The sequence below is a fragment of the Acinetobacter sp. genome (assembly GCF_049284435.1).
Lineage (GTDB): Bacteria > Pseudomonadota > Gammaproteobacteria > Pseudomonadales > Moraxellaceae > Acinetobacter.
This window is the reverse complement of record NZ_JBAPXX010000008.1, coordinates 18,359-42,520: the sequence shown is the minus strand read 5'-3', so window position 1 is coordinate 42,520 and position 24,162 is coordinate 18,359. Positions and strand designations below refer to the sequence as shown.

Genomic DNA, 24,162 nt, shown 5'->3' with positions numbered 1-24,162 from the left:
TCAATGGCATAGAAATTCCAAGACCATTTTGAGGCTATGACTTTATTCACCTCAAATAAACCATAGAGATTAACTCAAAAGATGCAAGACCGTCTCATCAGTGGTTCTGAAAAACCCGAAGATCATTTTGATCGTGCCATCCGCCCGACTTCCCTCGATGACTATATCGGTCAGCCGGTGGTCCGCGAGCAGATGGAAATTTTCATTGGTGCAGCCCGTGGCCGTGAAGAAGCCCTCGATCACACCTTGATTTTTGGCCCTCCAGGTCTGGGTAAAACAACGTTGGCCAATATTATTGCCCGAGAAATGGGCGGCAACCTCAAATCGACTTCAGGACCTGTTCTGGAACGTGCCGGCGACTTAGCCGCGATGCTAACGAATCTGGAAGAAGGCGATGTCCTGTTTATTGACGAGATTCACCGTCTTTCACCGGTCATTGAAGAAATCCTGTATCCGGCGATGGAAGATTATCAGCTCGACATCATGATTGGTGAAGGCCCTGCTGCCCGTTCGATTAAACTGGATTTACCTCCATTTACCTTGGTAGCTGCAACTACACGTGCCGGTCTGCTCACTTCTCCGCTGCGTGACCGTTTCGGGATTGTGCAACGTTTAGAGTTTTATTCGGTTGAAGATTTAACCCACATTGTCAAACGTTCGGCCAACTTGATGGATGTACCCATGACGGGAGATGGCGCAAAAGAAATTGCCCGTCGCTCAAGAGGCACACCGCGTATTGCTAACCGTTTATTGCGTCGTGTCCGTGACTACGCACAGGTCAAAGGTACCGGTGAAATCAATCAGGATATGGCTCAACGTGCTTTGGACATGCTCAAAGTTGATAAAGATGGTTTAGACACACTCGACCGTCGTTATTTATCGATGTTGCTTGAGCGTTTTGATGGCGGTCCTGCTGGCGTAGAAGCACTCGCTGCAGCCATGGCGGAAGACTCAGGCACACTTGAAGATGTGATTGAGCCTTACTTGATTCAGCAAGGTTATGTCATGCGTACTGCGCGTGGTCGTATTGCCACTAATATGGCCTATTTGCAGTTTGGGATGGCACCGCCTGAACCGAAAGATAAGTGATTTAAAAAAGCAGCTTAGGCTGCTTTTTGATTAAGTATTTTTTTAAATTCCTCACTAATCATACGGCTATAGATCACAAGTACTTCTAATCTTGTTTTATTATTTAATAAAGCAAGGTATTCCTAGAGTCTGAATATATCTCTTCACTTAAATTATCAGTATTTCTCTTTACACCTGTTTGCATGAACTTAAAAAGATAATCTTTGTGGTTTGTATTAATGTATTCTTTTTTGAGTTCTAACGCTATTTGATTGAAGTAGTCTGAAAAATAAATAATCCTATTATCCTTAAGAGCATAAGACTCAAGAAACAAATCAATATGGCTTGTAAGTACTATTGCCTCTTCAATTAATAACGATATTTGCTCTAGGCATTTACCGGCCTCAGTTTTCTCATCTAATTTTATAGTTGTTGGTAATTGTAAAAAAGAATCTTGAAATCTATCTAATTTAAATAATAATTCCAAAATTTTTGACATATAGCTTTGTGCTAGTGGTCTAAAGTTTTCAATCCATTGCGTCTTTAAAAGAGCCTTTTGCTCTCTATCTTGTAGTATTAATTGCTGGTTAAATAATTTAGAATTTAAATCTATTGCCGATTGCTCTGATGCTTTTATTTACTCAACGACAGTTTTAAAAGACATTTCTGTAAGTTTAAAACTTTTACGCCCATACCAATAAGCTAACCAAGTCGCTAAACTTCCTAAAATTAAAGCGATAATTACGGATAAAGCGAAAGATGATATTGCTGTTGTATCTGTCGAATGAGTGAGATTAAGTTCCATTTTCTTATTTGGATTTTCGACCATACTTGTAGTTTGTACTAAAGGCTGTTGTGGTACTGCCCACGGAAGTTGAATCATCACCTCATTATTATTTTCTTGTGTCAAATCTTACCCCCAAATATTTAACTTAAATCTATAAGCATCGCATTCTAAACATTTTCAAAGCATTACAAAATAAAAAGCCAACTGACCATGTCTGAATCAGTTGGTAAAAGCACAAAATAAAAAATTCAATAAAGAAATTAATTTTCTTCTTTTTTAAACTCCTTAAAATCCGCCTTGCGAATCATCGCATGAATACCTTTGGTTTTATCGACCACTTGAGACACTTCAAAGTCAGTCGCAGCACTTAAGTAGGCATAGGCAATTTCTTCGGAAATCCCATATTCATTAACCAAAAAGCGAATCGCTTCACGGGTGGATTTACGCATAGCTTCATCCAAGTCTTCATCCAGACCCGGTGTGATCCAGAATTCAGCATTTTCAGCCAGCGGCTGTTTAATCTCTACACTTGGAATTTTGTCATTTCCAGATTTAAGCAAAGTGAATTTTAAAGTCGCCCGTGCTGATCCTTCCAAGGCAGTTAAAGCCACCTCACCATCACCTTGTACAAAGTGACTATCACCTGTATAGAACAATGCACCTGGCACTTGTACAGGATAATAAGCCGTTGCACCTGCACCTAATTCATTGATGTCGATATTTCCGCCATAAAATGATGGGGGCACAGAATGCACAGGCTCGCTGGTATTTGGTGCAACGCCCATCGTGCCCATAAACGGATTAAGCGGGAAACGTATCGCTTTGCCAGATTCGGTTTTTAAAACGCCTTCCCATACACCATCAGCATTTTTCTCAATTGGGGTAAAAATGGACACGTTGCCATAAGCCTCCGGATTGGCTGGAGATGCATGCTCATGTTTCTGACGTTTCGGGAATTCGGGAATTCGGGAATTCGGGTAAGGTACCTTTGCCATGACGGTTTGAAATCACGCCATAAGGCACACGCGGTTCAACTTTTAAAATCTCCACCTTTAGAATATCGCCCGGCATTGCCCCTTCTACATATACTGGCCCGGTAATAATGTGTGGTCCATCTTTATGGAAATCATGTTTCAATTTGGAATTCGTGATCAGCTTGGCTTCATCTAATACATGCTCAGGTTTGATGCCTTTTGATGTGAAATATTTTTCTGCATTGCGGCTCTGATCTTCTAGCAGCCCTTCATGCGAAACCGTATCGAAAGTAACAGTGCTACCTGAAGGGACAGTCAAGACAGGTTTTGCATCTTTATTTGGCAGATAACCCCAAGTAATCGTATTTAAGGTACTCGGCACATAATAATGACCTTTATATTCACCACTTTTGAGTAATGTCGGTTTATTTTCCAGCTGTTTCAGTATTTTAAAGTCTTCAGCCCATAGGCTTGTCGAAATAAAACTTAAGCTTGAAGCCACTGCCAGAGATAAAGCCAAAGGTTTTAACATGTGTTCAATTTCCGTCATAAAAAATATTACGGAAGAGTGAATGCAATCTAAGTGCCAAAATTATTTTAAGATATTTAAAAAATCTTCACTTCATCCGAGTTATCGATATAAATGGAATCGTTTTTTCTTTTTCTTAATCCTTTTCCAAGTTGTAATTTTTATAATTTTCATACCTTATAAATATAAAAAATCAATTTAGATACATATTTTTACAATATAAAAGAACAAATAAAGCTCTTTGAGAACAGATATTAACACCCAGAATACCTTTAAGGTATCAAAAAATACTTAGAGAGTTTTGGTCGAATTTAGATCAGTATGCCATCCTAAAGAATCACTTTAACCATTTTAAATTCTTAAGGTTCTCCCGAAGTATGAACATGTATAAGCAGATATCCCTTTGTCTCCCTCTTCTTTTCTGTAGCCAGCTCAGTCTGGCCGACTGGATTGATGATTCTGTACAAGCTGCTGAAGCACACACCATCAAATTACGCCAGCATATCCACCAGCATCCTGAACTGGGCAATATGGAATTTAAAACCTCGGAGCTGGTCCAAAAAGAATTAAAATCCTACGGCATTGAAGTACGTAAAGGCTATGCCAAAACTGGTGTAATCGGTGTGTTAAAAGGTGCAAAACCTGGCCCTGTGATGGCCTTACGTGCCGATATGGATGCCTTACCTATGGAAGAAAAATCATCTGTTCCTTTTGCCAGCAAAGCCAAAGGGATTTATCAGGGTGCGGAGACAATGGTGGCGCATGCCTGTGGACATGACGCACATACAGCCATGTTATTAGGTGCAGCCAAAGCCCTGGCTGCCAATAAAGATAAAATCGCTGGTACAGTCGTATTTGTGTTCCAGCCAGCGGAAGAAGGTGGTGCCGATATTGATAACTTTGTCCAAGGTGATCAGGTCGGCGCGCGCAAAATGATCGCCGATGGCGCTTTGAAAAATCCAAAACCGGAAGTGATTTTTGGTATGCATGTCATGGCGGGCATGCCAAGCGGTAATATTTATTATAAAGATGGTGCTGCACTCAACAGTGCCGATGGTATTCGGGTCACCCTAACCGGTCAACAGGTCCATGGTTCGATGCCATGGATGGGACGAGATTCAATTGTTGCCGCGGCTGATATTATCCAGAACATACAAACCATGGTGTCACGCCGGGCCGACTTAAGTAAAGGCATGGGCGTGGTCAGTATTGGTCAAATTCAGGGTGGTACCAGTGGCAATATTATTCCTGAACAGGTCTCGATGACCGGTACAATCCGTTCTAACCATGAAGATATTCGCCAGAGCATTTTCAAGAACCTGCCAACTATGATTGACCATACGGCACAGGCAAATGATGTCAAAGCTAAGGTGGAAATTTCACCTTATGCCCCAGTTACCACCAATGATAAAACCCTGACTGAACTGATGGTACCGACCTTAATTCAGGCTGCAGGTGAAGGAAAAGCCCATTTACTGGAACATAACCAGAGTGCCAGTGAAGACTTTGCCTATTATGGTCAGCTCATGCCGTCGTTATTTGCCTTCCTCGGTGCCACCCCGGCCGATCAGGATATGGCCAAAGCCGCACCGAATCATAACCCGAATTTCATTGTTGATGATGCGACCCTGAAAACCGGGGTCGAAAGTCATGTCCGGTTTATTCTGGACTATCCAAAAGTAGCTGAGCAGGTTCAAGCCAACTGGAAACAGAAAAGTAAAGGCTAATCCTTTACTATAAAAAATGCGCGGCTCCATGGACTCGCGCATTTTGGTATCTGCTGCTGTTTTATAAATGAGCTGTTAAGTGCTCAGTACTTCATCTTGGCGATTTCTCTCCAGATTTGACACCTTGTGCCATTGGTCTCAAGACTCAAAATGCTAAACTTTGAGCCGCTAAATTGCTTGACTTTTGGCAGGAATCCGGCAAATTCTAATCCCTCTCCTGCATCTAAAAACAAGCAAAAATTTCGAAAATCTGCATGGAACAAAACTATGGCGAATCACTTTGAATTCAATATCCGCGTTTATATTGAAGATACTGATGCGGGTGGCATTGTCTATCACGCCAATCATATTCGCTATATGGAACGTACCCGTACCGAATGGTTACGTGCTGCTGGAGTGAGCCATTACTGGCATCAGACAGACTACAATTTTGTGGTGCATAAAATTAATGTCAAATATATGCGTCCGATCCTGATGGATGATTTAATTACTGTTACGGCACGTGTCATTTCATGTAAAGCTTCATCATTTGTATTGCAACAAAATATTTATCGTGGTGAAATCATGCTTGCATCAGGTGAGGTTGAGTTGGCATGTATCAATGCAGAGATGCGACCACGTCGACTCCCGGATGAAATCCGCGAACTAATTCAAAAAGAATTGGAACAAGACTAAAAAAATTTATTGGCACACGTAACAACTATGGCGACTCAGTTAGAATCATCTCTTCAAGTTTCAGATCTTATTTTACAAGCAAGCCCTGTCGTACAACTGGTGATGCTTTCTCTCCTGTTAGCCTCAATATATAGCTGGTATCTGATTGCCAGGCTCTATATGAGTTATAAAAAAGCCCAGGCCGATGATGAACATTTTCAGAAAATCTTCTGGTCTGGTGCTGAGTTGAACACCCTGTATAACAATGCACAACTCAATTCCAAACGCACCGGCCTTGAAGATATTTTCTATCAGGGTCTGGGCGAGTTCCTGAAACTGAAAAAACGTCATGCGCCGACTGCCCAGTCGATTGAAGGAACAGAGCGTATTTTGCGTGTCGGTTTAAGCCGTGACCAAGGGCATCTGGAACAAGGTCTAGGCGCTTTGGCAAGTATTGGTTCGGTTGCACCTTATGTCGGTCTGTTCGGTACAGTCTGGGGCATCATGAACGCCTTTATTGGCCTGGCAGATGTTGATCAGGTAACTTTGGCGACGGTCGCACCCGGTATTGCCGAAGCACTGATTGCAACGGCGATCGGTCTGTTCGCAGCCATTCCAGCGGTATTGGCTTTCAACCATTTTACGGCCAAAGGTGAAACGGTCTACTCTGACCGTGCGCTGTTTGCCGAAGAAATGGTGGCGCTATTACAACGTCAGTCTGTGGGCGTAACTCAGGACAAAGACTAATGGCGATTCAAGGTTCAGGACGCTTTCAGCGTATTAAAAAGCCACTAAAAAGTGACATGAATGTGGTGCCGTATATCGATGTGATGCTGGTGCTTCTGGTAATCTTTATGGTCACCGCCCCGATGATCACCAGCGGTATCAAGGTTGACTTGCCTCAGGCCAACGGATTACCGATCGAATCCAAGGATGCCCCGACCATTGTCACACTCAAAGAAGATGGTTCATATTATCTAGAATATAAAAATCAGGCGACTGGCCCAGTCACACTGGAAGAATTAACGCGTACTCTGGTTGATGCCCAAACTCAGGCGCAAAATGACAACAAGGTGCTGAATGTCGTGATCAATGGCCACAATACCCGTCCTTATGGCGATGTCATGGCCTTGATGTCCAGCCTGCAGGATGCTGGCCTTTCTCAAGTCGGTTTACTGACCAAGCCATTAGAATAAAGTATGAAAGACTATAAAAAGCCATCATTTCAGAAAAAAGCCATCGCACTTGGATTTACCTTAGGCATCCATGCAGTGGCTTTGGTGGGCTTACTTTATCTGGGCATGAGTAACCCCCCTGAACCGCCAAAACAGATCAAAACCGTTCTGATCAAGCCAGAAGACCTTAAACCGGTGACTCGCGAAGAAACCGAATTTGAGGAAACTGCACATGAAAATGTCGCAGAAGAAATTACCCAGACTGTTGAACCCAGTATAGAACCCGCTCCAGTGGTTCCAACGACGGCGCCTGCCACACCTCCTGCTCTATCTGCACCTAAAGTCGATACACAAAAAGCGCAGCAGGAACTAAAAGCGGCAGATGCAGCACAAGCCAAGGCTGCGCAGCAAGCAGCTGAAGCAGCTAAACGAGCCGAAGCAGCTGAACAGGCGAAACAGGCAGCGGCCAAAGCCAAAGCGGATGCAGCACAAAAATCCAAGGCTGAAGCCGAAGCTGCACGCCAAGCTGAACTAAATGCACAGCGCAAAGCCGATGCTGCACAAAAAGCCAAACTGGAAGCACAGAAAAAAGCCGACTTAGCTGCCAAGCAAAAAGCGGATGCTGCAGCGAAAGCAAAAGCAGAGGCTGATGCCAAACGTAAGGCTGAAGCTGCTGCTAAAGCCAATAATGATGCAGCAGAGAAACGCAAAGCAGATGCTGATGCTAAAGCCGATGCAGCAGCGAAACGCAAAGCAGACGCAGCAGCTAAGGCTAAAAATGATGCAGAGGCGAAACGCAAAGCGGACGCTGATGCGAAAGCCAAAGCAGATGCAGCAGCTAAAGCTAAAGCTGACGCGGATGCCAAACGTAAGGCAGATGCTGATGCTAAGGCCAAAGCGGATGCAGACGCCAAGCGCAAAGCAGATGCCGAAGCAAAAGCCAGAGCTGATGCAGATGCCAAAGCTTCAGCCGCGAAACAGGCTGCTGAAGAAGCTGCACAGAAAAAAGCGGAATCAAAACGGATTGCATCCACTGCGAAACGTGATTTTGAAAATAAAATCAAACGCGCTTGGGATACACCAGTTGGATCATCAGGCCAGCGTGCGACTGCACGTGTAACCCTGAATGATAACGGCGGTGTGGTCTCGGTCATCGTGAGTTCAAGTGATGCAGACATGAAAGCCAGTGTAGAAGCTGCAGTTCGTGCTGCCGCACCTTATCCAATGCCATCCGATCCAGATGCACGCAGAGAAGCACGAAGCTTTACTTCAACCTTTACTGCGCAATAAAAAACGGAGCCATCACATAAATAATGTTGTGATGGCTTTTATTTTTTAAGCTAAACTTCACTTTAAATTGATTAAATAATGTTCACTTTTCACAGTGTCATAACAGTTTGGTCATAAATTCATGGTTTTATTCTATTAAATCCATGCGATGATGTAGCCCAAGCACCTATACAATAAATCCGTTGATTTGAGTAAATAACGAATGATGGAAAAGACTCGCAAACATCTACTCTGCCTCGCAATCATTAGCGCTTTAAGCCCTGTATTGGCAACCCAGTCCTATGCCCAATTGCATCTGGAAATTACCAAGGCACCTGAGGCAGCACCTAAAATTGCCGTTGTACCTTTCAGTCAGGATCAGAGCATTTATCCTATTGTGGAAAATGACCTGAATCGTTCTGGCCGCTTTACTAGTGCTTCAAAAAACCTGCCTGCAACAGCGACATTGAATAATCCAAATGCAGAAGCTTGGGCATCGGCTGGTGTTCCCTATGTAGTCACCGGTTCATCCAAGGCCACAGCCGATGGTTCTTTTGAAATCCAGTATCAGCTCTATGATGTCGAAAAAAAACAATATCTATTAAATGAATTGCTAACTGTTCCAGCCTCACGCAGCCGTCAGGCAGCGCATATGATCAGTGATACCATCTATCAGGCATTGACCGGCATTCCGGGTGATTTTAGCGGACGTATTGCCTATGTACTGCGTAATCCTGCTACGCCAGAACAACGCTATACCTTGCAGATTGCCGATACCGATGGTGAACAGCCAAAGACCATTTTGACCTCACGTGATCCAATCCTTTCTCCGGCATGGACTCCAGACGCCAAAAAAATCGCTTATGTGTCCTTTGAAACCAAACGCCCGGCGATTTATGTACAGGATCTGGCTACCGGACAACGTGAAAAACTGGCCAGCTTCCGCGGTTTGAATGGCGCGCCGAGCTTCTCTCCAGATGGCAAGAGCATGCTGTTTACTGCTTCTATGCACGGCAATCCAGAAATCTACCAGATGAATCTGGAAACGCGTCAGCTACAACGTATGACCAATGACAGTGCAATTGATACTGAAGCACGTTATTCGCCAGATGGAAAATCTTTTATCTTTACCTCTGATCGCGGGGGTTCTCCACAAGTTTACCGCCATGATCTTGAATCAAGTAGCAATAAACGCCTGACTTTCCGTGGTGCATTCAATGCGCGCGGTACGCTGAGCGCAGATGGTAAAAAACTTGCATTAGTTCATCGTCCAAGCGGCAGTAACTATCGAGTTGCGGTTCAGGACATGACCTCCGGTGTGAACAACATTCTGACGCCAACGACGCTGGACGAATCGCCAAGCTTCTCGCCAAATGGCCAGATGGTGGTCTATGCCACCCGTGAAGGTGCACGCGGACTCTTGTCGATCATGTCGCTGGATGGCCGCTTCCGTATGAATTTGCCAAGTGAAACGGGCGAAGTCCGTGAACCGGCTTGGGCACCAAAATAACATTTTTATATTGATAAACCCTTTACCCCATAATCAAACTTCATGGAGATGAAGATGAACAAAGTAAAATTATTTGCCTTGCCACTTTTAGCAGCAGCAGTCGTTATGACTGGTTGTGCAAGCCGTAAACCTGCCGCTGAAGTTCAAACGGGTGGTTTAGATACGACTGGTTTAACAACAGTGAATACCCAAGGTCTAAGTGAAGATGCTGCACTAAACGCACAGAATATGGCAGGTGCTTCTGCAAAAGGTGTTACTGCAGAAAATAAAGCATTTTTGGCAAAACGCGTGGTGCATTTTGACTATGACAGTACTGAACTCAGCAATGAAGATCTGAATACGCTGCAAGCCCATGCGCAGTTCCTGATGGCCAATGCCAATTCACGTGTAGCACTCACCGGCCATACCGATGAACGCGGTACCCGTGAATACAACATGGCACTTGGCGAGCGTCGTGCCAAAGCTGTAGAAAGCTTCCTGGTGACGACTGGTGTTAATCCTGGTCAATTAGAAGCAGTAAGCTATGGCAAGGAAATGCCAATCAATGCGGGCCATGACGAAAATGCTTGGAAAGAAAACCGCCGTGTAGAAATTAATTATGAAGCGGTACCACCATTGTTGAAATAATTTTCAATCATTCCGTATCAAATAAAAAGCACTCAATCATGAGTGCTTTTTATTGGCTTCAATGAAAGAATCGGTCTACTTTGGAAGCTGATCTTGTTCAGCCGGATGCATCGATTCGATCAGGTCATGTTTATTGAATTGTTTGTACTCTGGTTTTGCTTCATAATCCCGCCAGGCTTCTTTCATCTTGTCTTCAGAGATATCATCTAAAGTAATGCCTTCGCTTGGCGTTGGAGTCGCATCAAACTTCAATGTTGTCATATCTGTGCTCCTATTCTCAATTTCCCCTTGTCTTCAACATAGCATTTTCCACAGGAGTTGCAAGGGCAAAATCGATACAAATAATCCAGTTTAATTTTTCTTTTAGTACGTTCTCATCTAAAATATAGCCGCATATCGTTTTGATCATTTTTTCCCGATTTAAGTCTTGGAGTTTCCCCCTATGTCATACCGCACTTTATCCCAGTTTTTACAACAACAAAGCGGGAATCTCACACCTGAACTAGCACAAGTTATTGAAACAATTGCAAACACTTGTAAAGACATTGATCAATTGCTACAGAAAGGTGCTTTAGCGGGTGTATTGGGAAGTGCACAGCATGAAAACGTTCAAGGCGAAGAGCAAAAAAAACTGGATGTCATTTCTAATGACTATTTGATTGATGCCTTGCAGCAACATCCAAATGTGGGTGGTTTGGCTTCAGAAGAACTGGATGAATTCACCCCTGCACAAGAAAATGGTCAATTTCTGGTATTGTTCGATCCATTAGATGGCTCAAGCAATATTGATATCAATATGTGTGTTGGTACGATTTTCTCGATTCTTCCTGCGAAGAATGCAGTGACTCAGGCAGAAGACTTTATGCAAGCCGGTGTTCATCAGGTAGCTGCAGGTTATGTGCTTTATGGCCCATCGACTATGCTGGCATTGACGGTCGGTGCAGGCGTGGTGTTCTTTACCTATGACCCTGAGACTCAAGAATTCCTGCTGACTTCTGAAGCAATTCAGGTTGCTGCAGATACCAAAGAATATGCGATCAATGCGTCGAATCAGCGTCATTGGGAAGCACCAGTACAGCGTTATATCGATGAATTGTTAGCTGGCAAGACTGGCCCTCGCGAAAAAGACTTCAATATGCGCTGGGTTGCCTGTATGGTGGGCGACATTCACCGTATTCTTTGCCGTAGCGGTATCTTCATGTATCCATACGACCTTAAAGATCCGGCTAAAGCTGGCCGTCTACGTTTAATGTACGAAGCCAACCCAATGAGCATGCTCATGGAACAGGCTGGCGGTGCATCGACTACAGGTCGTGTGCGTATTCTTGAGATTGAACCGACAGATCTACATCAACGTGTGCCAGTGATCATTGGTTCTAAAAACGAAGTTGATCTTGTGACCAGCTACCACAACTAATTTTTATAGCGGCAGTCGATATTGAATCGGCTGCCGTGGATTATATCTCCCATGCCAACTTTTTTTCTTGATTCAAAAGACAATCCAAAGATTAAACACTTACGTGGTTTAATCGAACAAAATACCTATCGTAAAAAACAGGGGCAAACGGTTTTAGAAGGCACGCATCTATCTCTTGCCTGGCTACATGAAAACCGTAAAATTGATTCGATTTTCACCACTGAACATGCACTTTCACATCCTGATTTCGAGAAAATTCTCGCAAAATACACAGGTATGGTCTTTGTTCTAAGCGAATCTTTATACAAAGATTTAAGTACCTTAGGAACATCTTTAGCCTGTTTAGCTGTGGTGACTCTACCGACAGCAAATTATGCATTGGATTTTAAAGCAGACACTTTAATTCTGGAAAATGTACAAGATCCGGGTAATGTAGGCACCCTGCTTCGCTCCGCTGCTGCTGCCGGTATTGAACAGATTGTATGCACCAAAGGTTCTGCATCGCTCTGGTCTCCACGCGTATTACGTGCCGGTATGGGTGCGCACTTTACGCTGCAAACCTTTGAAAATATTGCGCTTGAACAAATTCTTGAGCAATTTCAAATCCCTGTCTATGTAACCAGCTCACATCGTGCTGAAAGCCTCTATGCAAAAGACTTACGTAAACCTTGTGTGTGGATTCTAGGTAATGAAGGCCAAGGCGTGTCTGATTATGCGATGCAACATGCTGAAGCCGTTAGCATTCCGCAACCCGGTGGTCAGGAATCACTGAATGTCGCAATTGCAGGTTCGATCTGTTTCTTTGAAATGGTACGTCAACGTATCTAATTAAGGATTTAGGTTACAGTGTTTTAATATGGCTCTGCCCGTGTATAAAATAGATTAAACTACAAAAATAATAAACTTAATTGTCAACCAAACCAGAATTCCCAACGTTATATGATCATGAACTTGGGAATAATGGTGGGTGTCCAATGACAGGATTTTCCATCTCTATGGATTTAGCACCAAAACAGTTGCAAACACACGATGTAAGTATTCTGAAGAGTACGGCTGAAGCACGTCTGAAGAATTTCATGCAGGATGTGACTGGGCGTGCCTTGGTGATGATGGAAAGTGCGACTCAAGGTCATCATGGTATTGCCATGGATCTGGTTCAGGAAGCTTTCATTTCCTTACACAAATCCTATGCAGAAAAAAGCACTGAAGAATGGTACCCCCTGTTTTATACCATTCTCAACAACAAGTTACAGGATTGGCGCCGTAAAGAGTCACGGCGTGGTCAAATGTTTTCATTTTTCAAAAAAGTCAGTCTTGATGACGACGAAATTGAATTCGATGATGTCGTCGATGAATCAACACCAACGCCGCTGGACTTTCTCGATCAGGCAGTCACTGCTGAAGAAATCCAGGAAGCGATTGCAAAATTGCCTGTACGTCAGCAGCAGGCATTTATGCTAAGAGCCTGGGAAGGATTTGATACGCATACCACCGCACAAATTATGAACTGCACAGAAGGCAGTGTAAAAACCCATTACCATCGTGCTATTCAAGGCTTACGTGCCTCTTTAGCACATTTAAATCCATATCTGGGAGGGTCATCCGAATGAATCAAGATGATTTCTTAAAACAAGTAACTTCCAAACTTGATGGACTGGCACAACAACATAAAGACAAACCTGTTGTCATGCACCATGTTCTTGAAGAAATTCAGGATTCAAAACATTCACGCTTTGCACTTCTAAAAATGTCAGGTTTTGCTTTGGCAGCTGCGATTGCAGGCGTTGTGGTATTACCGAATCTTTCGGACCATAACGAGCCACAAACTCAAATGGTGTCCGTCCCAAAACTGTCTCCGCAAATGCTTGAAGATTTAGAAATGTTAATGGTTTTAGGTGAGGACAAAGTTCCACATGGCAGCTAAAAAATTGGCGATTGCTTTTTGTGCATTCAGTTTTCTGCAAACCAGCTTTGCAGGATTTGAACGTTTTTGGCTATTTTCCAAAGATGCGAATACCCAAGTAACTGATACTTGGGATAATCTTTCTGATTCTGAACAACTGGCACTGATTAAACGTTACCAATCTCTAAAAGAAATTCCCGAGCAACAACGTGTCAGCTTGCAGCAGCGTATGGACTGGTTTACCCAACTCCCGGATGCGGAAAAACAGAGAATGCGTGAGACTTGGCAAATGATGAGCAGTCAGGAACGCAAAGAACTGGGCGCACGTATGCAAAAAGCGACCCCTGAACAACGCCTCGCTATTCGTGAAGAATACATTCTCAAATATCAGCAAGTGACTCAGCAGCCTAACTCGCATTAAACACTTAATATAAAAAAGCCTCCATATGGAGGCTTTTTTGATGCTTCAATCATATTTTATTTTCTTAAGCGGCGATAACCTGCGAGCCCGAATAGCCCCAGTAGCCCCCAAATACCGATTCCCCCACCACCACTTGAGGACATATTCGTATTTTTAACTGTATTACGTAACAAGATTGTTGCTGTTTCTGACATTTTTTCATCAGCATCAAAAATCGCATAATCCATGCTGTAATTTGCCTGGCTTAAATTATTTTTCACACTAAATGTCAGCTGCCCACCATAACAGGTCTGATTTTGATAAGTATCAGGGCATGCTCCTTGTCGCTCTGCCTTCAGCGAAACTCCCGCAGGTAGCTTAACAATACGAATCGGAATCTCTTTTCCATCTTTATCTTGATAAAAAGCCGACTTTCCTGATGGTAGAGGCCCATCCCCATCATCACTATCATTTTCAAGCGGATTTACCGTCACTGTAAGATTATTCTCGGGACTAAGCCTATATTCATCATCTTTTGCAATCGGTGCAATGTTGTTAAAAGCTGCTCTTAAGAGGCCAGCACTGCTCGCACCTGTAGTCCGGTCTTTAAGGGTATAACTACAGAACTCCATATCAACCGAACTGGTCTGCTTACCATCAGTGCGATACATCATGATCCGGTTTAAATCAGGTTTCCACTCACATTTAAGATTTGGATCATTTGGATTTCCTTCCACAGTGGTCGAATTACCTGTACCAATTAACTTACCAACACCTAAAGTTTTTACACTGACCTCATAATTTTGTGAATTTAAGGCTTTAATTTGAATCTTATCATTGGTTAGAGCTTCTTGAGGCATAGCCAAGATAAAAGGATTAATATAGATTGCACGATATTTCTGATATTGCTTGGTATATTTAAGCAAATCTTGATAACTTTTCAACTCTTCCTTTAAACCAGGAAGCTCATTTTCTGGAGTATTTTTATCAGCAATGATTTCTTCCAGATCATCTATATTTTCCTGATAAAAGTCATTGAGTTCTACCAAGCTCTTATTTTGCAAGTCCGTAATATCGGCTGCAGTCAAACGTCGGATTTCAACTGAACCTATTTCGCAGGTATTTTTTGCACTTGGATCAAATGTTAATGTGGATCCAATCACACGATCAATACCACGCTGGTCTTGTTCAATACAGCCACTCACCCCGATATCTACCAAATCCGTTGCGGTCTGATTATCACGCGGGTAATACAGCCCTAAATAGCGATTATCAATAGCAGGCTCAATATAATTTGTTAATAAACTGCTGATTATATTGTTAGAGACATCAAGATTATTTGAAGTGGTATTTGCATCTAATTCTGGCAATACGCAACGTGATGGCCCAGTAGTTTGAATTGCATTTCGAATTGTAGAAAATTCAATACGTTGTGCCTTGGTCGGATTTCCCTGATTTAAGGCATATTCACAAGACAGACCTTGGTTAAAGGCTAAAACATTAAAATTAAAATACCTAAAACCGGTATTGTCATAAAATAAAGTAGATTGAGCTGTATTTTCAACAATAGTATTACTTAATGCAGTTAAACTGGAGAATTTACTGAGCGGACGATTAACTTCGTTCGTCATACGCACAATATGTCCTGTAGTACTTGCAATATTCTTAGCAATGGTAGAGTTAACAATTTCTACTGTAGCATAGCCACAAAAATCAATAATACTGTTAGTAACGCCTGAACCATTTTTAACAATACTACTAGAATTAATTTTCACATTGGTTTGAGTTGTACCCAAATTTCCCTGACAATCCATTGCCAGAACACTACCATATGAACTCGCCTGATTTTTTTGAATCAAAGAATCCTGAATGATAATATTCCTTTCCGTATTCATTGCTACACTATAAATAGCCCCACCTTCTGCAGCAGCTCGAGAATTTACTATTTCACTGGTATTAATACTTAAAGGCCCAGCTACATAAAAAGTACCGCCATTCCCTTTATCCAAGGTATTTATTGCTGCATAGCCATCCTTTAAGATCAAATGATGAATTTCCAGACTGGATTGGCTGGCCATACTATTAAATAATCTGGTTTTCCCCTGGCCTGAAATAGTGCTTTTTAAAGCCTCCCGGGTTGGATATAACAGCGTAATCGGACTACGACTAGCATAGTTAAGCGGAGTTTTCCCATAAATTTTGAGCGCTGACTCTACGATCAGCTCTCTATCTAATTTGTACTCGCCTGCTTCAATCTGAATCACATCTGCAGCTGAACCATCCAGTCGAAGTGTACGTCCTACATTACATCCGCCATAAGATTTATCCAGTTTTGCAGTTTTAATTGCTTCTCGCAAAGAGCAGGCATTATTATTCTCACCATCTTCATCAGCAAAAGTAGTCACATATATCGTTTTATCTTCGGCTGCCATCAAACTCATGGCAGATAAAATCATGGCCGCAAGCAGTCCTTTTTTATAATTTTTCATGATTTTTCCTTAATCTTTTAATCCACGGCGTAAACCTATTAATCCGAGTAAAATCAGTAGTCCACCACAACCCCATGAGCCGCCTGAAGTTTTGACTGCTTTGTCTTCCATTTCATTTTTTGGCTCCTGAACAATTTGAGTAGTAATAGTCAAATAAGGTTTACTTTTATTAAACCGTGTAGATGAAGTCACCACTTGTAGTTCGAAAATATCTGCTCCATGCCAGGTAGAATCCGGGGTATAAACGACATTGCCATGAATATCGATGATTATTTTACCCTTGGAAGCTGTTTTGGTTTGTACCACTTTCAAACAGCCATCTTGCCAAGGCTCACCCGTCGGATTCTGACCAACAATGGCATTACACTGTTCTTTTGGAATTAAATCACTATCTCCCAGATAAGATTCAATTGAAAACTTGGCAATTTCACCCTTTAACAGATCTTGTCCTACCAGACTGCCTGAGATTGGTATTGTGATTTCAACAGCACCTCGATCACAAAACAGGTTATCCATCAAACGATTAATACCGCGCTGATCTGCCGCCTCACATGCTACCGTTGGATTTGCCAGATTCAATCCTGTGCCTCTATTCACAATCGGCGATTCATTCACAAGGATATAGTTCAACAAAATTCGTGGACGCATATAACCGAGAAATTGTCCTTTAGGAACGCTGTATGGACAAAGTATGGCATTATTATTTTCTTCTAGGGTCTGACAAGCACCTTCACTTTTATCTGAGGATTCAGCAAAAAGTCGTGTACCATTCCAGAACTGGTTGGGCGCGACGGAATCCCCTACACCACACGAGGCTGTCAGCAGATTATTTTGCGACACAGACTTGTCACCAGTGATAATTTGGCAATCCTGTGTACCATTTCTTAAAATAATACTATTCGCTACATAAGCTCTTCCATACGGCGCATGGATACGTAAGGCATTATTTTCATTATCAATTATGGTGAGATTATTCAATCCCATCCCGTCCATGATATTAATAAGTACACCCTTATTTTTTAGTATCGTACTACTTAATACCTCCCCACTAATACCTTGATCTTTACTGGAGTCAGCAAACTGTCCCGCGCTATAAATATTGGTCGCTGAATTATCCAGTGTCTGGTTATTTTTAAGTACACTTTGATAAATGAGAAAAGCAGGTAGCTCGCTATACAGGATCCCGCCTCGTTGGGCTTTATTATTTTCGATCATACTATTTTTAATTTGTGCACGGCTTGTTAAGTTCTGACCAAACTTGCCAGCATTATAAATTGCTCCACCCAAGTTGGCAGCAGCATTAAATAGACGGTTATATTCTAGAATTAACTGACCTTTATTATAAATTAGGCCACCTTGTTCAGCACAACTTGTTTTACCACAGCCTTCAAGATCCAGTTCTTTCAAATTTAACTGAACCAATGTATCTGTACTGTTGATCCGGAAAAGGTTATCGATACCTTTCATTTGAATATGGGCATTATGCAAGCCTAATGCTTTTTCATCCGTACTGAATTCACCATCACTTTCTGCGACAGCACGGATGGTAAGAGATTTTTTAATCGCGATATGCTGGTTCAACACATAGGTATTTTTTTCTTTTAAAATAATGGTACTGGATGAGTTCTCCCCACCGCACCCCATAAAACCTGCTTTAGCTAAACCACGGTTAACATACTCAACAGCTTCTCGAAGTGAACATTCCTTGTCATCTTTTTCAATATCTTCTGTAGTGGTTACAATAATATCTGCACTATACGACTGCCCCGCTATACATAGCAAAGCTATGCCTATGCTCTTCTTGAGCATAACCTTCTCCTTAATTTTTATTTCTTTCTTTTTCTTCTAAAGTTGCAGAATCCTTGCAACAGCGAATTATTTTGCCTTACTGTGGCATAGACTGAATAATTACTCAAGATTTTTTGTGATTTACCGATATTCGTCAATCAAGGCATATATCTGCCGCAGATTGGCATTGCTAACTTTCAACTTTTCCCCTTTAAGTAGTTGAATAATCTGCTCTAATCTTTGAAGCAGCACTGAAGTTTGATGCGGCCCATGGCTTAGTAAATAGTCAAAGATTTGGGGGTCTAAATGGATCCCACGACGATCGAGTACCGAGGAAACCAGCGCATAGCGATCAGCATATAAACTGCCACTCGGAACACGGGTACTGACCGCCTGCGTAAGACGGGATTGTAAATCTGGCAATTCAAGTTTAAGTTCGATAGGTGCAAAACGTGACGAAAACACCAACTGCCCACCACCTTCATTATTATAATTAATCAAGTGAAAGACGGCGCGTTGCCAATGAGGTACGCCACTAATCGCTTCGATATCATCAAGTGCTACCAGATCAAAACGATCTAGAGAAGTAATCGCCTCAGTGGGTGCATCTAAAAGTTCAAGTAAAGATACCTGAATCGCAGATTTGCCTACTTCCAGATAAGAGTCACAGATGGCAGACAATAAATGACTTTTACCTGTACCCGCTCCCCCATAGACATAAAAACGGTTGATCAGACCCGCATGTAATTGACGGACAGCATCAATGACATGTCCCCAACCCGGCCCTGAAAAATCACTGATTCGGGCATCGAGCTGAGGTTCTATATCTAACTGCAATTGACGCATACGATTTTTTGGCCTTATGAGTCTTTACGATGAGGATCATGAATTTTACTTGAGTTCTCCTCTGCTTGCAGCGGTTTTTTATGTGGCTTTTTCATTTCAATATCAACATCCAAATCTGGTGTTTCAATATTGATTGAACCCGTAGATGCATCTTGCATAATAACAGCCCGATCACCATAAAATGGGGTATTTTCATAATACTCACGGATATGCCGCAGTAATACCACAATCACGGCAGCCACCGGCAAGGCAATCAGCATGCCCAGGAATCCGGCCAGTTGTGCACCTGCCAGAACTGCAAACACTACAGCTACAGGAGAAAGACCGATTTTATCACCTAGCAAGAACGGTTGCAGAATATAACCTTCGACTGCCTGCCCGACCATAAAGACAATCCCGACCAATACCAGTTGCCACCAGTCGATTCCAAACTGGAAAAAGGTTGCAATGACTGCGGCAATAATTCCAACAGCAAAACCAAGATACGGAATGATACTGCACAATCCAGCAATCATCCCGATGATCAAGCCAATTTCCAAGCCAATCAGTTGCAGTCCCACTGCATAAACCACGCCCAGCAGAACCATGACCAGGAACTGACCTTTGACAAAGGCACCTAAAACACTATGACATTCACTCACAATATTTAAGGTTGTTTTTTCATAAGGACGGGGAATTAGACGGCGTAAGCTGTCCAGCATACGATCCCAATCCAGCAAGAAATAAAAGGCAATAATCGGAATCAGGACAATCGTGCCACCAATCTGGATAAAGTTCAGGCCAGATTGTGCCAGCTTCAGCAGCATCGCCTGAATACTGTCTGCGCTATAATTGGTTTGGACATAGTCCATTACTACTGAGGAAATCTGATCGGTATCGATCTCCATCGGTACCAGATTAAAGCTATCGGAAAGCCAAGGTAAGAACGTGTAATTGATCCAGTGAATCCCGGCTGGAAGGCTATCACGCGCATACATCAGCTGCTGCCAGACCAGTGGTACCAGATACCACATGACCAATGTAACCACGACCCCAATCCCGATAAATACAATACTGATCGAGAGCCATCGAGCCAGCCCAATGCGGTGCAAAACATCGACCAAGGGGCTAAATAAATAAGCAATTAGAAAAGCTGCCACAAAAGGAACCACAACTGGTTTAAGCAGATATAAAACCCAAAGTATCAATGCTATACCAGCAAGTATAAGAATGCGCCGTAAAGTACGATCGACCATAGAATCTTGCCTTTTCTCTATTAATCATTCTAAAAATTAAAATATTTTAATAAAGATAGCATTTTAGGCCACAAATACCATAAGAGTTTTACATATTCAGGTTATAATCGCACCCGCGAATGCGGAGACTTCATTATGAGCAACTCAACTTCTACCCCAAACACTGGTTTAAGCTACAAAGATGCAGGTGTCGACATTGAGGCGGGCGACGCGTTAGTCGATCGTATCAAATCTGTCGCCAAGCGTACCTCACGTCCTGAAGTCATGGGCGGTCTAGGTGGCTTTGGTGCACTTTGTAAAATTCCTAAAGGTTATGAAGAACCTGTTCTCGTATCTGGCACAGATGGTGTTGGTACAAAATTACGTCTGGCACTGAATTTGAACCGTCATGACACGATTGGTCAAGACCTGGTTGCAATGTGTGTGAATGACCTTCTTGTTTGTGGTGCTGAACCACTGTTCTTCCTCGACTACTACGCAACTGGTCATTTAAATGTTGATGTTGCTGCCAGTGTAGTTACTGGTATTGGCGCTGGTTGTGAGCTTGCAGGCTGTGCATTGGTCGGTGGTGAAACTGCTGAAATGCCGGGCATGTATGAAGGCGAAGATTATGATCTTGCAGGCTTCTGTGTCGGTGTTGTTGAGCAAAGCAAAATTATTGATGGCTCTAAAGTCAAAGCGGGTGACGTTTTAATTGGTGTGGCCTCTTCAGGTGCACACTCAAACGGCTACTCACTGCTTCGTAAAATCCTGGACGTAAAAAACGTTGACCTGAATCAAATCGTGGATGGTCGCCCACTTGCAGATGTTGCAATGGAACCGACACGCATTTATGTCAAACCAATTCTTGAACTGTTAAAACACGTTGATGTCCATGCGATGGCACACATCACCGGTGGTGGTTTACCAGGTAACTTACCTCGCGTACTTCCAAACGGTGCTCAAGCGCTTGTAAATGAATCTTCTTGGGAATGGCCTGAACTATTTAAGCTTCTACAACGTGAAGGCGGCGTAGAACAGTTTGAAATGTACCGTACTTTCAACTGTGGTGTTGGTATGGTGCTTGTTGTTGATGCAGCTGATGCAGACAAAACTGTTGAATTACTTAACCAGCTTGGCGAAAAAGCATGGGCAATGGGTCAGATTCAAGACAATGCTGAATCGGTTGCAGGTGCAGACGAAAAAATTCGTGTGATCTTCGCGTAATTTCGCATGATTAAAATTGCTGTACTTGTTTCAGGTAGCGGATCAAATCTGCAAGCCTTGATGGATGCTAATCTTTCAGGGCAAATTGTGGGCGTGATTTCCAATAAGCCTGAAGCCTTTGCTTTAACGCGTGCACAAGAGGCAGGGATTCAGACTGCGGTCATTGAACACAAGCAATATCCGAATCGTGAAGCTTTTGATGATGTGATGCATCAACAGCTACTTGATTGGGATGTAGATCTGGTGGTGCTTGCCGGCTTTATGCGAATTTTAAGTGAAAAATTTGTGAAAGCCTGGGAAGGGAAAATGTTGAATATTCACCCTTCCCTGTTGCCTTATTATAAAGGCATGCATACGCATCAGCGTGTACTCAATACCGGTGATGTTCTACACGGCTGTACGGTGCATTATGTCACGGCTGAACTGGATGCAGGACAAGCGCTTGCGCAAGGCGTTCTCAAGGTTTCTTACCACGATACGGTAGAAAGTTTGGCAATGCGTGTGCATAGCCTCGAGCATGTGATCTATCCACAAGTCGTAGAATGGATTTGTAGCGGAACGATTCAACATACTGAAGATGGTGTGCTTTATCGAAATGAGAAAATGCAAGAGCCTGTTCAATTCTGCAAGTTCTAAAAAATTTAGATATAAAAAACGCATCCTCGGATGCGTTTTTTATATCTCATTTATACAATGATTCAAACAGACTGTTGCTGAATCAGCTGTTTGACCAAGCCCGCCACTTTAATGGGTTGTTCCAATGGGAACATATGCCCGCCATCCACTACAGTAAAAGGAATACCAAACTTCTTTTGCACTTGCTGCGGGAACTTGCGGGCCAGAAATGGACCTTTCTCGGCAACGACTAAATGCACAGGAATTTTTGGTTTTTTCTGAGGCAACCACCATAGCGACGGATTGGTTCTAAAGACTGCCACCTCATCCATTTTAGGGATAGTGAGTTCTACCCCGCCCCGGATTGGATCCTCCTGCAAGGCATAATCAATATAAGCCTGGAGGCAATCTGCATCAAAATCCTGATAAAAACCTTTAGTGCGCAGCAATTCAGCGGCTTGTTCCCGCGAATCCCAATGGTCACGACGGCGTTTGGACAGGCCTGCCGGAGACATTTTATCCAATGCTTCTAAGCGAAAAGTTTTCGCAATATGCAAGGCAAAGGCTTCTTTGCCCATAATCATCGGCGGGTCCAGCATGATCATTTGTGAAAACAGTTCTGGGCGCTGCAAAGCCGCCTGCAGAGTTAACACGGATCCCAAAGAATGCCCCAGACCAATAACGGGTCGTCCATGTGACTGACGTACAATACTGTCAATCACTTGCTGGGTCAGGCTTTTCCAATGGTTATCAACCGGATAACGCTTATCCGGCCCTAAAAGCGGCACATAGATAATATCGTAATCATCTTGCAATCCATCAAACAGCTTTTGATAGACTTTGGATGGCACGCCATTGGCATGCGCGAAATGAATCAATGGTTTCATTGCAGTGTTGTACTATTTTCTGACTGAAGCTTCTGTGCAACCGAAGAAGCAATTCCACCCCCAATCGATGACCCCATACGACCCAAGACTGATTCAAATGGACTATATTCAATGGTGTAATTCAACGCTTTTTCAGTTTTCAGTTCACGTTTTAAAGTATTTAAACTTCCGATACGATCCGCAATACCTAATTTCACCGCCTGATCACCGGTCCAGAACAAGCCAGAGAAAATGGCAGGATCATTGGATTTCAACTTAGCCCCACGTCCCTGTTTCACTGCATTAATAAAGTGACCATGCACATTATCCAGCACACCCTGTACATGAGCTTTTTGCGCAGGATCAACTGGCTGAGTCATCGACAGTAAAGCTTTGTTTTCGCCTGAGGTCATGGTGCGATCTTCAACACCTAATTTTTGCAATAGATTAGTCACGCCATAATTCGGCATGATCACCCCAATTGAACCGACCAGGCTCGATGGATTGACAATAATTTCATCCGCAGCTGAAGCAATATAATAAGCGCCTGAAGCACCCGTATCGCCAATCACGGCATACAGTTTTTTCCCAGGATGCTGTTTTTTCAGATACTGAATTTCCTGCCAGATTTCATCCGACTGTACCGGTGAACCGCCAGGTGAGTTAATATTCAGCACCACTGCTGTACTTTGTTTATTTTCAAAAGCTTTTTTCAATGATTTGATGGTATTGCTACTGTTCACACTCTGTTTGTCGGCTGCAATCGTACCCACAATGTCCACGACTGCGATATGCGAACCCGCAGCAGCGCTAGCATCTGAAGAAACTGAACTACAGCTTTTGCCTAACGCCAAAATGACAACAAGCAGATAAGCAAAAGTCAGAAATTTAAAGAAGATCCCCCAGCGACGCGCACGGCGCTGCTCTTCTACCGAAGCTAAAACTGCTTTTTCCAGCAATTTCCATTCCGGACCAGTCGGTTGAACTGGCTGTTGCGTATTTTGTATTTGATTTTCAGGTTTTGGTGGCCAATCGGACATAAATAATCCAATAAATTGATTTATATTGAATCCATTA

The 24,162-nt window shown here is 42.9% G+C and carries 24 protein-coding genes and 1 pseudogene; 15 read left to right on the top strand and 10 right to left on the bottom strand.

The window, feature by feature from the left end; translation table 11 throughout:
* Positions 1–81: 81 nt before the first annotated feature.
* Positions 82–1,089: a Holliday junction branch migration DNA helicase RuvB gene (gene ruvB / locus WAK81_RS00965; RefSeq protein WP_005247592.1), complete on the top strand. Its 1,008-nt coding sequence runs from the start codon at positions 82–84 to the stop codon at positions 1,087–1,089.
* 103 nt (positions 1,090–1,192) lie between these two features.
* Here ruvB and WAK81_RS00960 read toward each other — a convergent pair whose 3' ends face one another.
* The 3 genes and pseudogenes from WAK81_RS00960 to WAK81_RS00950 all read right to left on the bottom strand — a co-directional run bounded on the left by WAK81_RS00960 (position 1,193) and on the right by WAK81_RS00950 (position 3,361).
* Positions 1,193–1,567, bottom strand: coding sequence for a hypothetical protein (locus tag WAK81_RS00960; RefSeq protein WP_422195308.1), 375 nt, complete (start codon positions 1,565–1,567; stop codon positions 1,193–1,195).
* A 138-nt stretch (positions 1,568–1,705) separates the two neighbouring features.
* Entirely contained in the window at positions 1,706–1,978 is a 273-nt protein-coding gene (locus tag WAK81_RS00955; protein ID WP_422195307.1) for a hypothetical protein, read from the bottom strand.
* Between the two features lie 137 nt (positions 1,979–2,115).
* Positions 2,116–3,361: pseudogene (locus WAK81_RS00950) on the bottom strand (acetamidase/formamidase family protein).
* Positions 3,362–3,735: 374 nt separating this feature from the next.
* Between WAK81_RS00950 and WAK81_RS00945 the strand changes: the two are divergent.
* The 7 genes from WAK81_RS00945 (at position 3,736) to pal (ending at position 10,320) form a co-directional block, all read left to right on the top strand.
* Positions 3,736–5,085, top strand: coding sequence for an amidohydrolase (locus WAK81_RS00945; protein WP_422195306.1), 1,350 nt, complete (start codon positions 3,736–3,738; stop codon positions 5,083–5,085).
* A 267-nt stretch (positions 5,086–5,352) separates the two neighbouring features.
* Entirely contained in the window at positions 5,353–5,760 is a 408-nt protein-coding gene (gene ybgC / locus WAK81_RS00940) for a tol-pal system-associated acyl-CoA thioesterase (RefSeq protein ID WP_422195305.1), read from the top strand.
* A 27-nt stretch (positions 5,761–5,787) separates the two neighbouring features.
* Positions 5,788–6,486, top strand: a complete 699-nt coding sequence (gene tolQ, locus WAK81_RS00935) for a protein TolQ (RefSeq protein ID WP_004645669.1) — start codon at positions 5,788–5,790, stop codon at positions 6,484–6,486.
* The gene (gene tolR / locus WAK81_RS00930; RefSeq protein WP_005103851.1) at positions 6,486–6,935 is read left to right on the top strand and encodes a protein TolR; all 450 of its coding nucleotides are present in this window, start codon (positions 6,486–6,488) and stop codon (positions 6,933–6,935) included. Before tolQ ends, tolR begins: the two co-directional genes overlap by 1 nt.
* Before the next feature lie 3 nt (positions 6,936–6,938).
* A complete protein-coding gene (tolA, locus tag WAK81_RS00925; protein WP_422195304.1) occupies positions 6,939–8,204 on the top strand; it encodes a cell envelope integrity protein TolA in 1,266 nt (421 codons plus the stop codon).
* Between the two features lie 205 nt (positions 8,205–8,409).
* Complete coding sequence (tolB, locus tag WAK81_RS00920) at positions 8,410–9,693, top strand: Tol-Pal system beta propeller repeat protein TolB (protein WP_422195319.1); 1,284 nt, start codon at positions 8,410–8,412, stop codon at positions 9,691–9,693.
* 54 nt (positions 9,694–9,747) lie between these two features.
* Positions 9,748–10,320, top strand: a complete 573-nt coding sequence (gene pal / locus WAK81_RS00915; protein WP_422195303.1) for a peptidoglycan-associated lipoprotein Pal — start codon at positions 9,748–9,750, stop codon at positions 10,318–10,320.
* 75 nt (positions 10,321–10,395) lie between these two features.
* On the opposite strand, the gene WAK81_RS00910 is transcribed toward pal, so the two are convergent.
* Positions 10,396–10,581, bottom strand: a complete 186-nt coding sequence (locus tag WAK81_RS00910) for an NF038105 family protein (RefSeq protein ID WP_004645674.1) — start codon at positions 10,579–10,581, stop codon at positions 10,396–10,398.
* 181 nt (positions 10,582–10,762) lie between these two features.
* Here WAK81_RS00910 and WAK81_RS00905 point away from each other — a divergent pair, with 181 nt between their 5' ends.
* The 5 genes from WAK81_RS00905 (at position 10,763) to WAK81_RS00885 (ending at position 14,061) form a co-directional block, all read left to right on the top strand.
* Positions 10,763–11,737: a class 1 fructose-bisphosphatase gene (locus tag WAK81_RS00905; RefSeq protein WP_044112048.1), complete on the top strand. Its 975-nt coding sequence runs from the start codon at positions 10,763–10,765 to the stop codon at positions 11,735–11,737.
* Between the two features lie 51 nt (positions 11,738–11,788).
* Entirely contained in the window at positions 11,789–12,565 is a 777-nt protein-coding gene (locus WAK81_RS00900) for a TrmH family RNA methyltransferase (RefSeq protein WP_422195302.1), read from the top strand.
* A 167-nt stretch (positions 12,566–12,732) separates the two neighbouring features.
* Positions 12,733–13,347 carry an RNA polymerase sigma factor gene (locus WAK81_RS00895; RefSeq protein ID WP_004645678.1) on the top strand — a complete coding sequence of 205 codons (615 nt, stop codon included), beginning with the start codon at positions 12,733–12,735 and terminating at the stop codon, positions 13,345–13,347.
* A complete protein-coding gene (locus WAK81_RS00890) occupies positions 13,344–13,661 on the top strand; it encodes a hypothetical protein (protein WP_422195301.1) in 318 nt (105 codons plus the stop codon). Before WAK81_RS00895 ends, WAK81_RS00890 begins: the two co-directional genes overlap by 4 nt.
* Positions 13,651–14,061: a DUF3106 domain-containing protein gene (locus WAK81_RS00885; RefSeq protein WP_422195300.1), complete on the top strand. Its 411-nt coding sequence runs from the start codon at positions 13,651–13,653 to the stop codon at positions 14,059–14,061. The genes WAK81_RS00890 and WAK81_RS00885 overlap by 11 nt, the downstream gene beginning before the upstream one ends.
* A 56-nt stretch (positions 14,062–14,117) precedes the next feature.
* Here WAK81_RS00885 and WAK81_RS00880 read toward each other — a convergent pair whose 3' ends face one another.
* The 4 genes from WAK81_RS00880 to cxpE form a co-directional block, all read right to left on the bottom strand.
* Positions 14,118–16,529, bottom strand: a complete 2,412-nt coding sequence (locus WAK81_RS00880) for a CSLREA domain-containing protein (RefSeq protein WP_422195299.1) — start codon at positions 16,527–16,529, stop codon at positions 14,118–14,120.
* A gap of 9 nt (positions 16,530–16,538) precedes the next feature.
* Positions 16,539–18,338 carry a rhombotarget A gene (gene rbtA, locus WAK81_RS00875; protein WP_422195298.1) on the bottom strand — a complete coding sequence of 600 codons (1,800 nt, stop codon included), beginning with the start codon at positions 18,336–18,338 and terminating at the stop codon, positions 16,539–16,541.
* A gap of 120 nt (positions 18,339–18,458) precedes the next feature.
* The gene (gene hda / locus WAK81_RS00870; RefSeq protein ID WP_005103862.1) at positions 18,459–19,163 is read right to left on the bottom strand and encodes a DnaA regulatory inactivator Hda; all 705 of its coding nucleotides are present in this window, start codon (positions 19,161–19,163) and stop codon (positions 18,459–18,461) included.
* A gap of 14 nt (positions 19,164–19,177) precedes the next feature.
* Positions 19,178–20,398, bottom strand: coding sequence for a chloramphenicol efflux transporter CxpE (gene cxpE / locus WAK81_RS00865; RefSeq protein ID WP_422195297.1), 1,221 nt, complete (start codon positions 20,396–20,398; stop codon positions 19,178–19,180).
* A 135-nt stretch (positions 20,399–20,533) separates the two neighbouring features.
* Here cxpE and purM point away from each other — a divergent pair, with 135 nt between their 5' ends.
* Positions 20,534–21,604 (top strand): phosphoribosylformylglycinamidine cyclo-ligase, encoded by a 1,071-nt coding sequence (gene purM, locus WAK81_RS00860; RefSeq protein WP_422195296.1) that lies wholly within the window; start codon positions 20,534–20,536, stop codon positions 21,602–21,604.
* A gap of 6 nt (positions 21,605–21,610) precedes the next feature.
* Positions 21,611–22,240, top strand: coding sequence for a phosphoribosylglycinamide formyltransferase (purN, locus tag WAK81_RS00855; RefSeq protein WP_422195295.1), 630 nt, complete (start codon positions 21,611–21,613; stop codon positions 22,238–22,240).
* Positions 22,241–22,302: 62 nt separating this feature from the next.
* Here the strand turns inward: purN and WAK81_RS00850 are convergent, their stop codons facing one another.
* A complete protein-coding gene (locus WAK81_RS00850) occupies positions 22,303–23,106 on the bottom strand; it encodes an alpha/beta fold hydrolase (protein WP_422195294.1) in 804 nt (267 codons plus the stop codon).
* Positions 23,103–24,125, bottom strand: a complete 1,023-nt coding sequence (gene sppA / locus WAK81_RS00845) for a signal peptide peptidase SppA (protein WP_422195293.1) — start codon at positions 24,123–24,125, stop codon at positions 23,103–23,105. Before sppA ends, WAK81_RS00850 begins: the two co-directional genes overlap by 4 nt.
* Between the last annotated feature and the right edge of the window lie 37 nt (positions 24,126–24,162).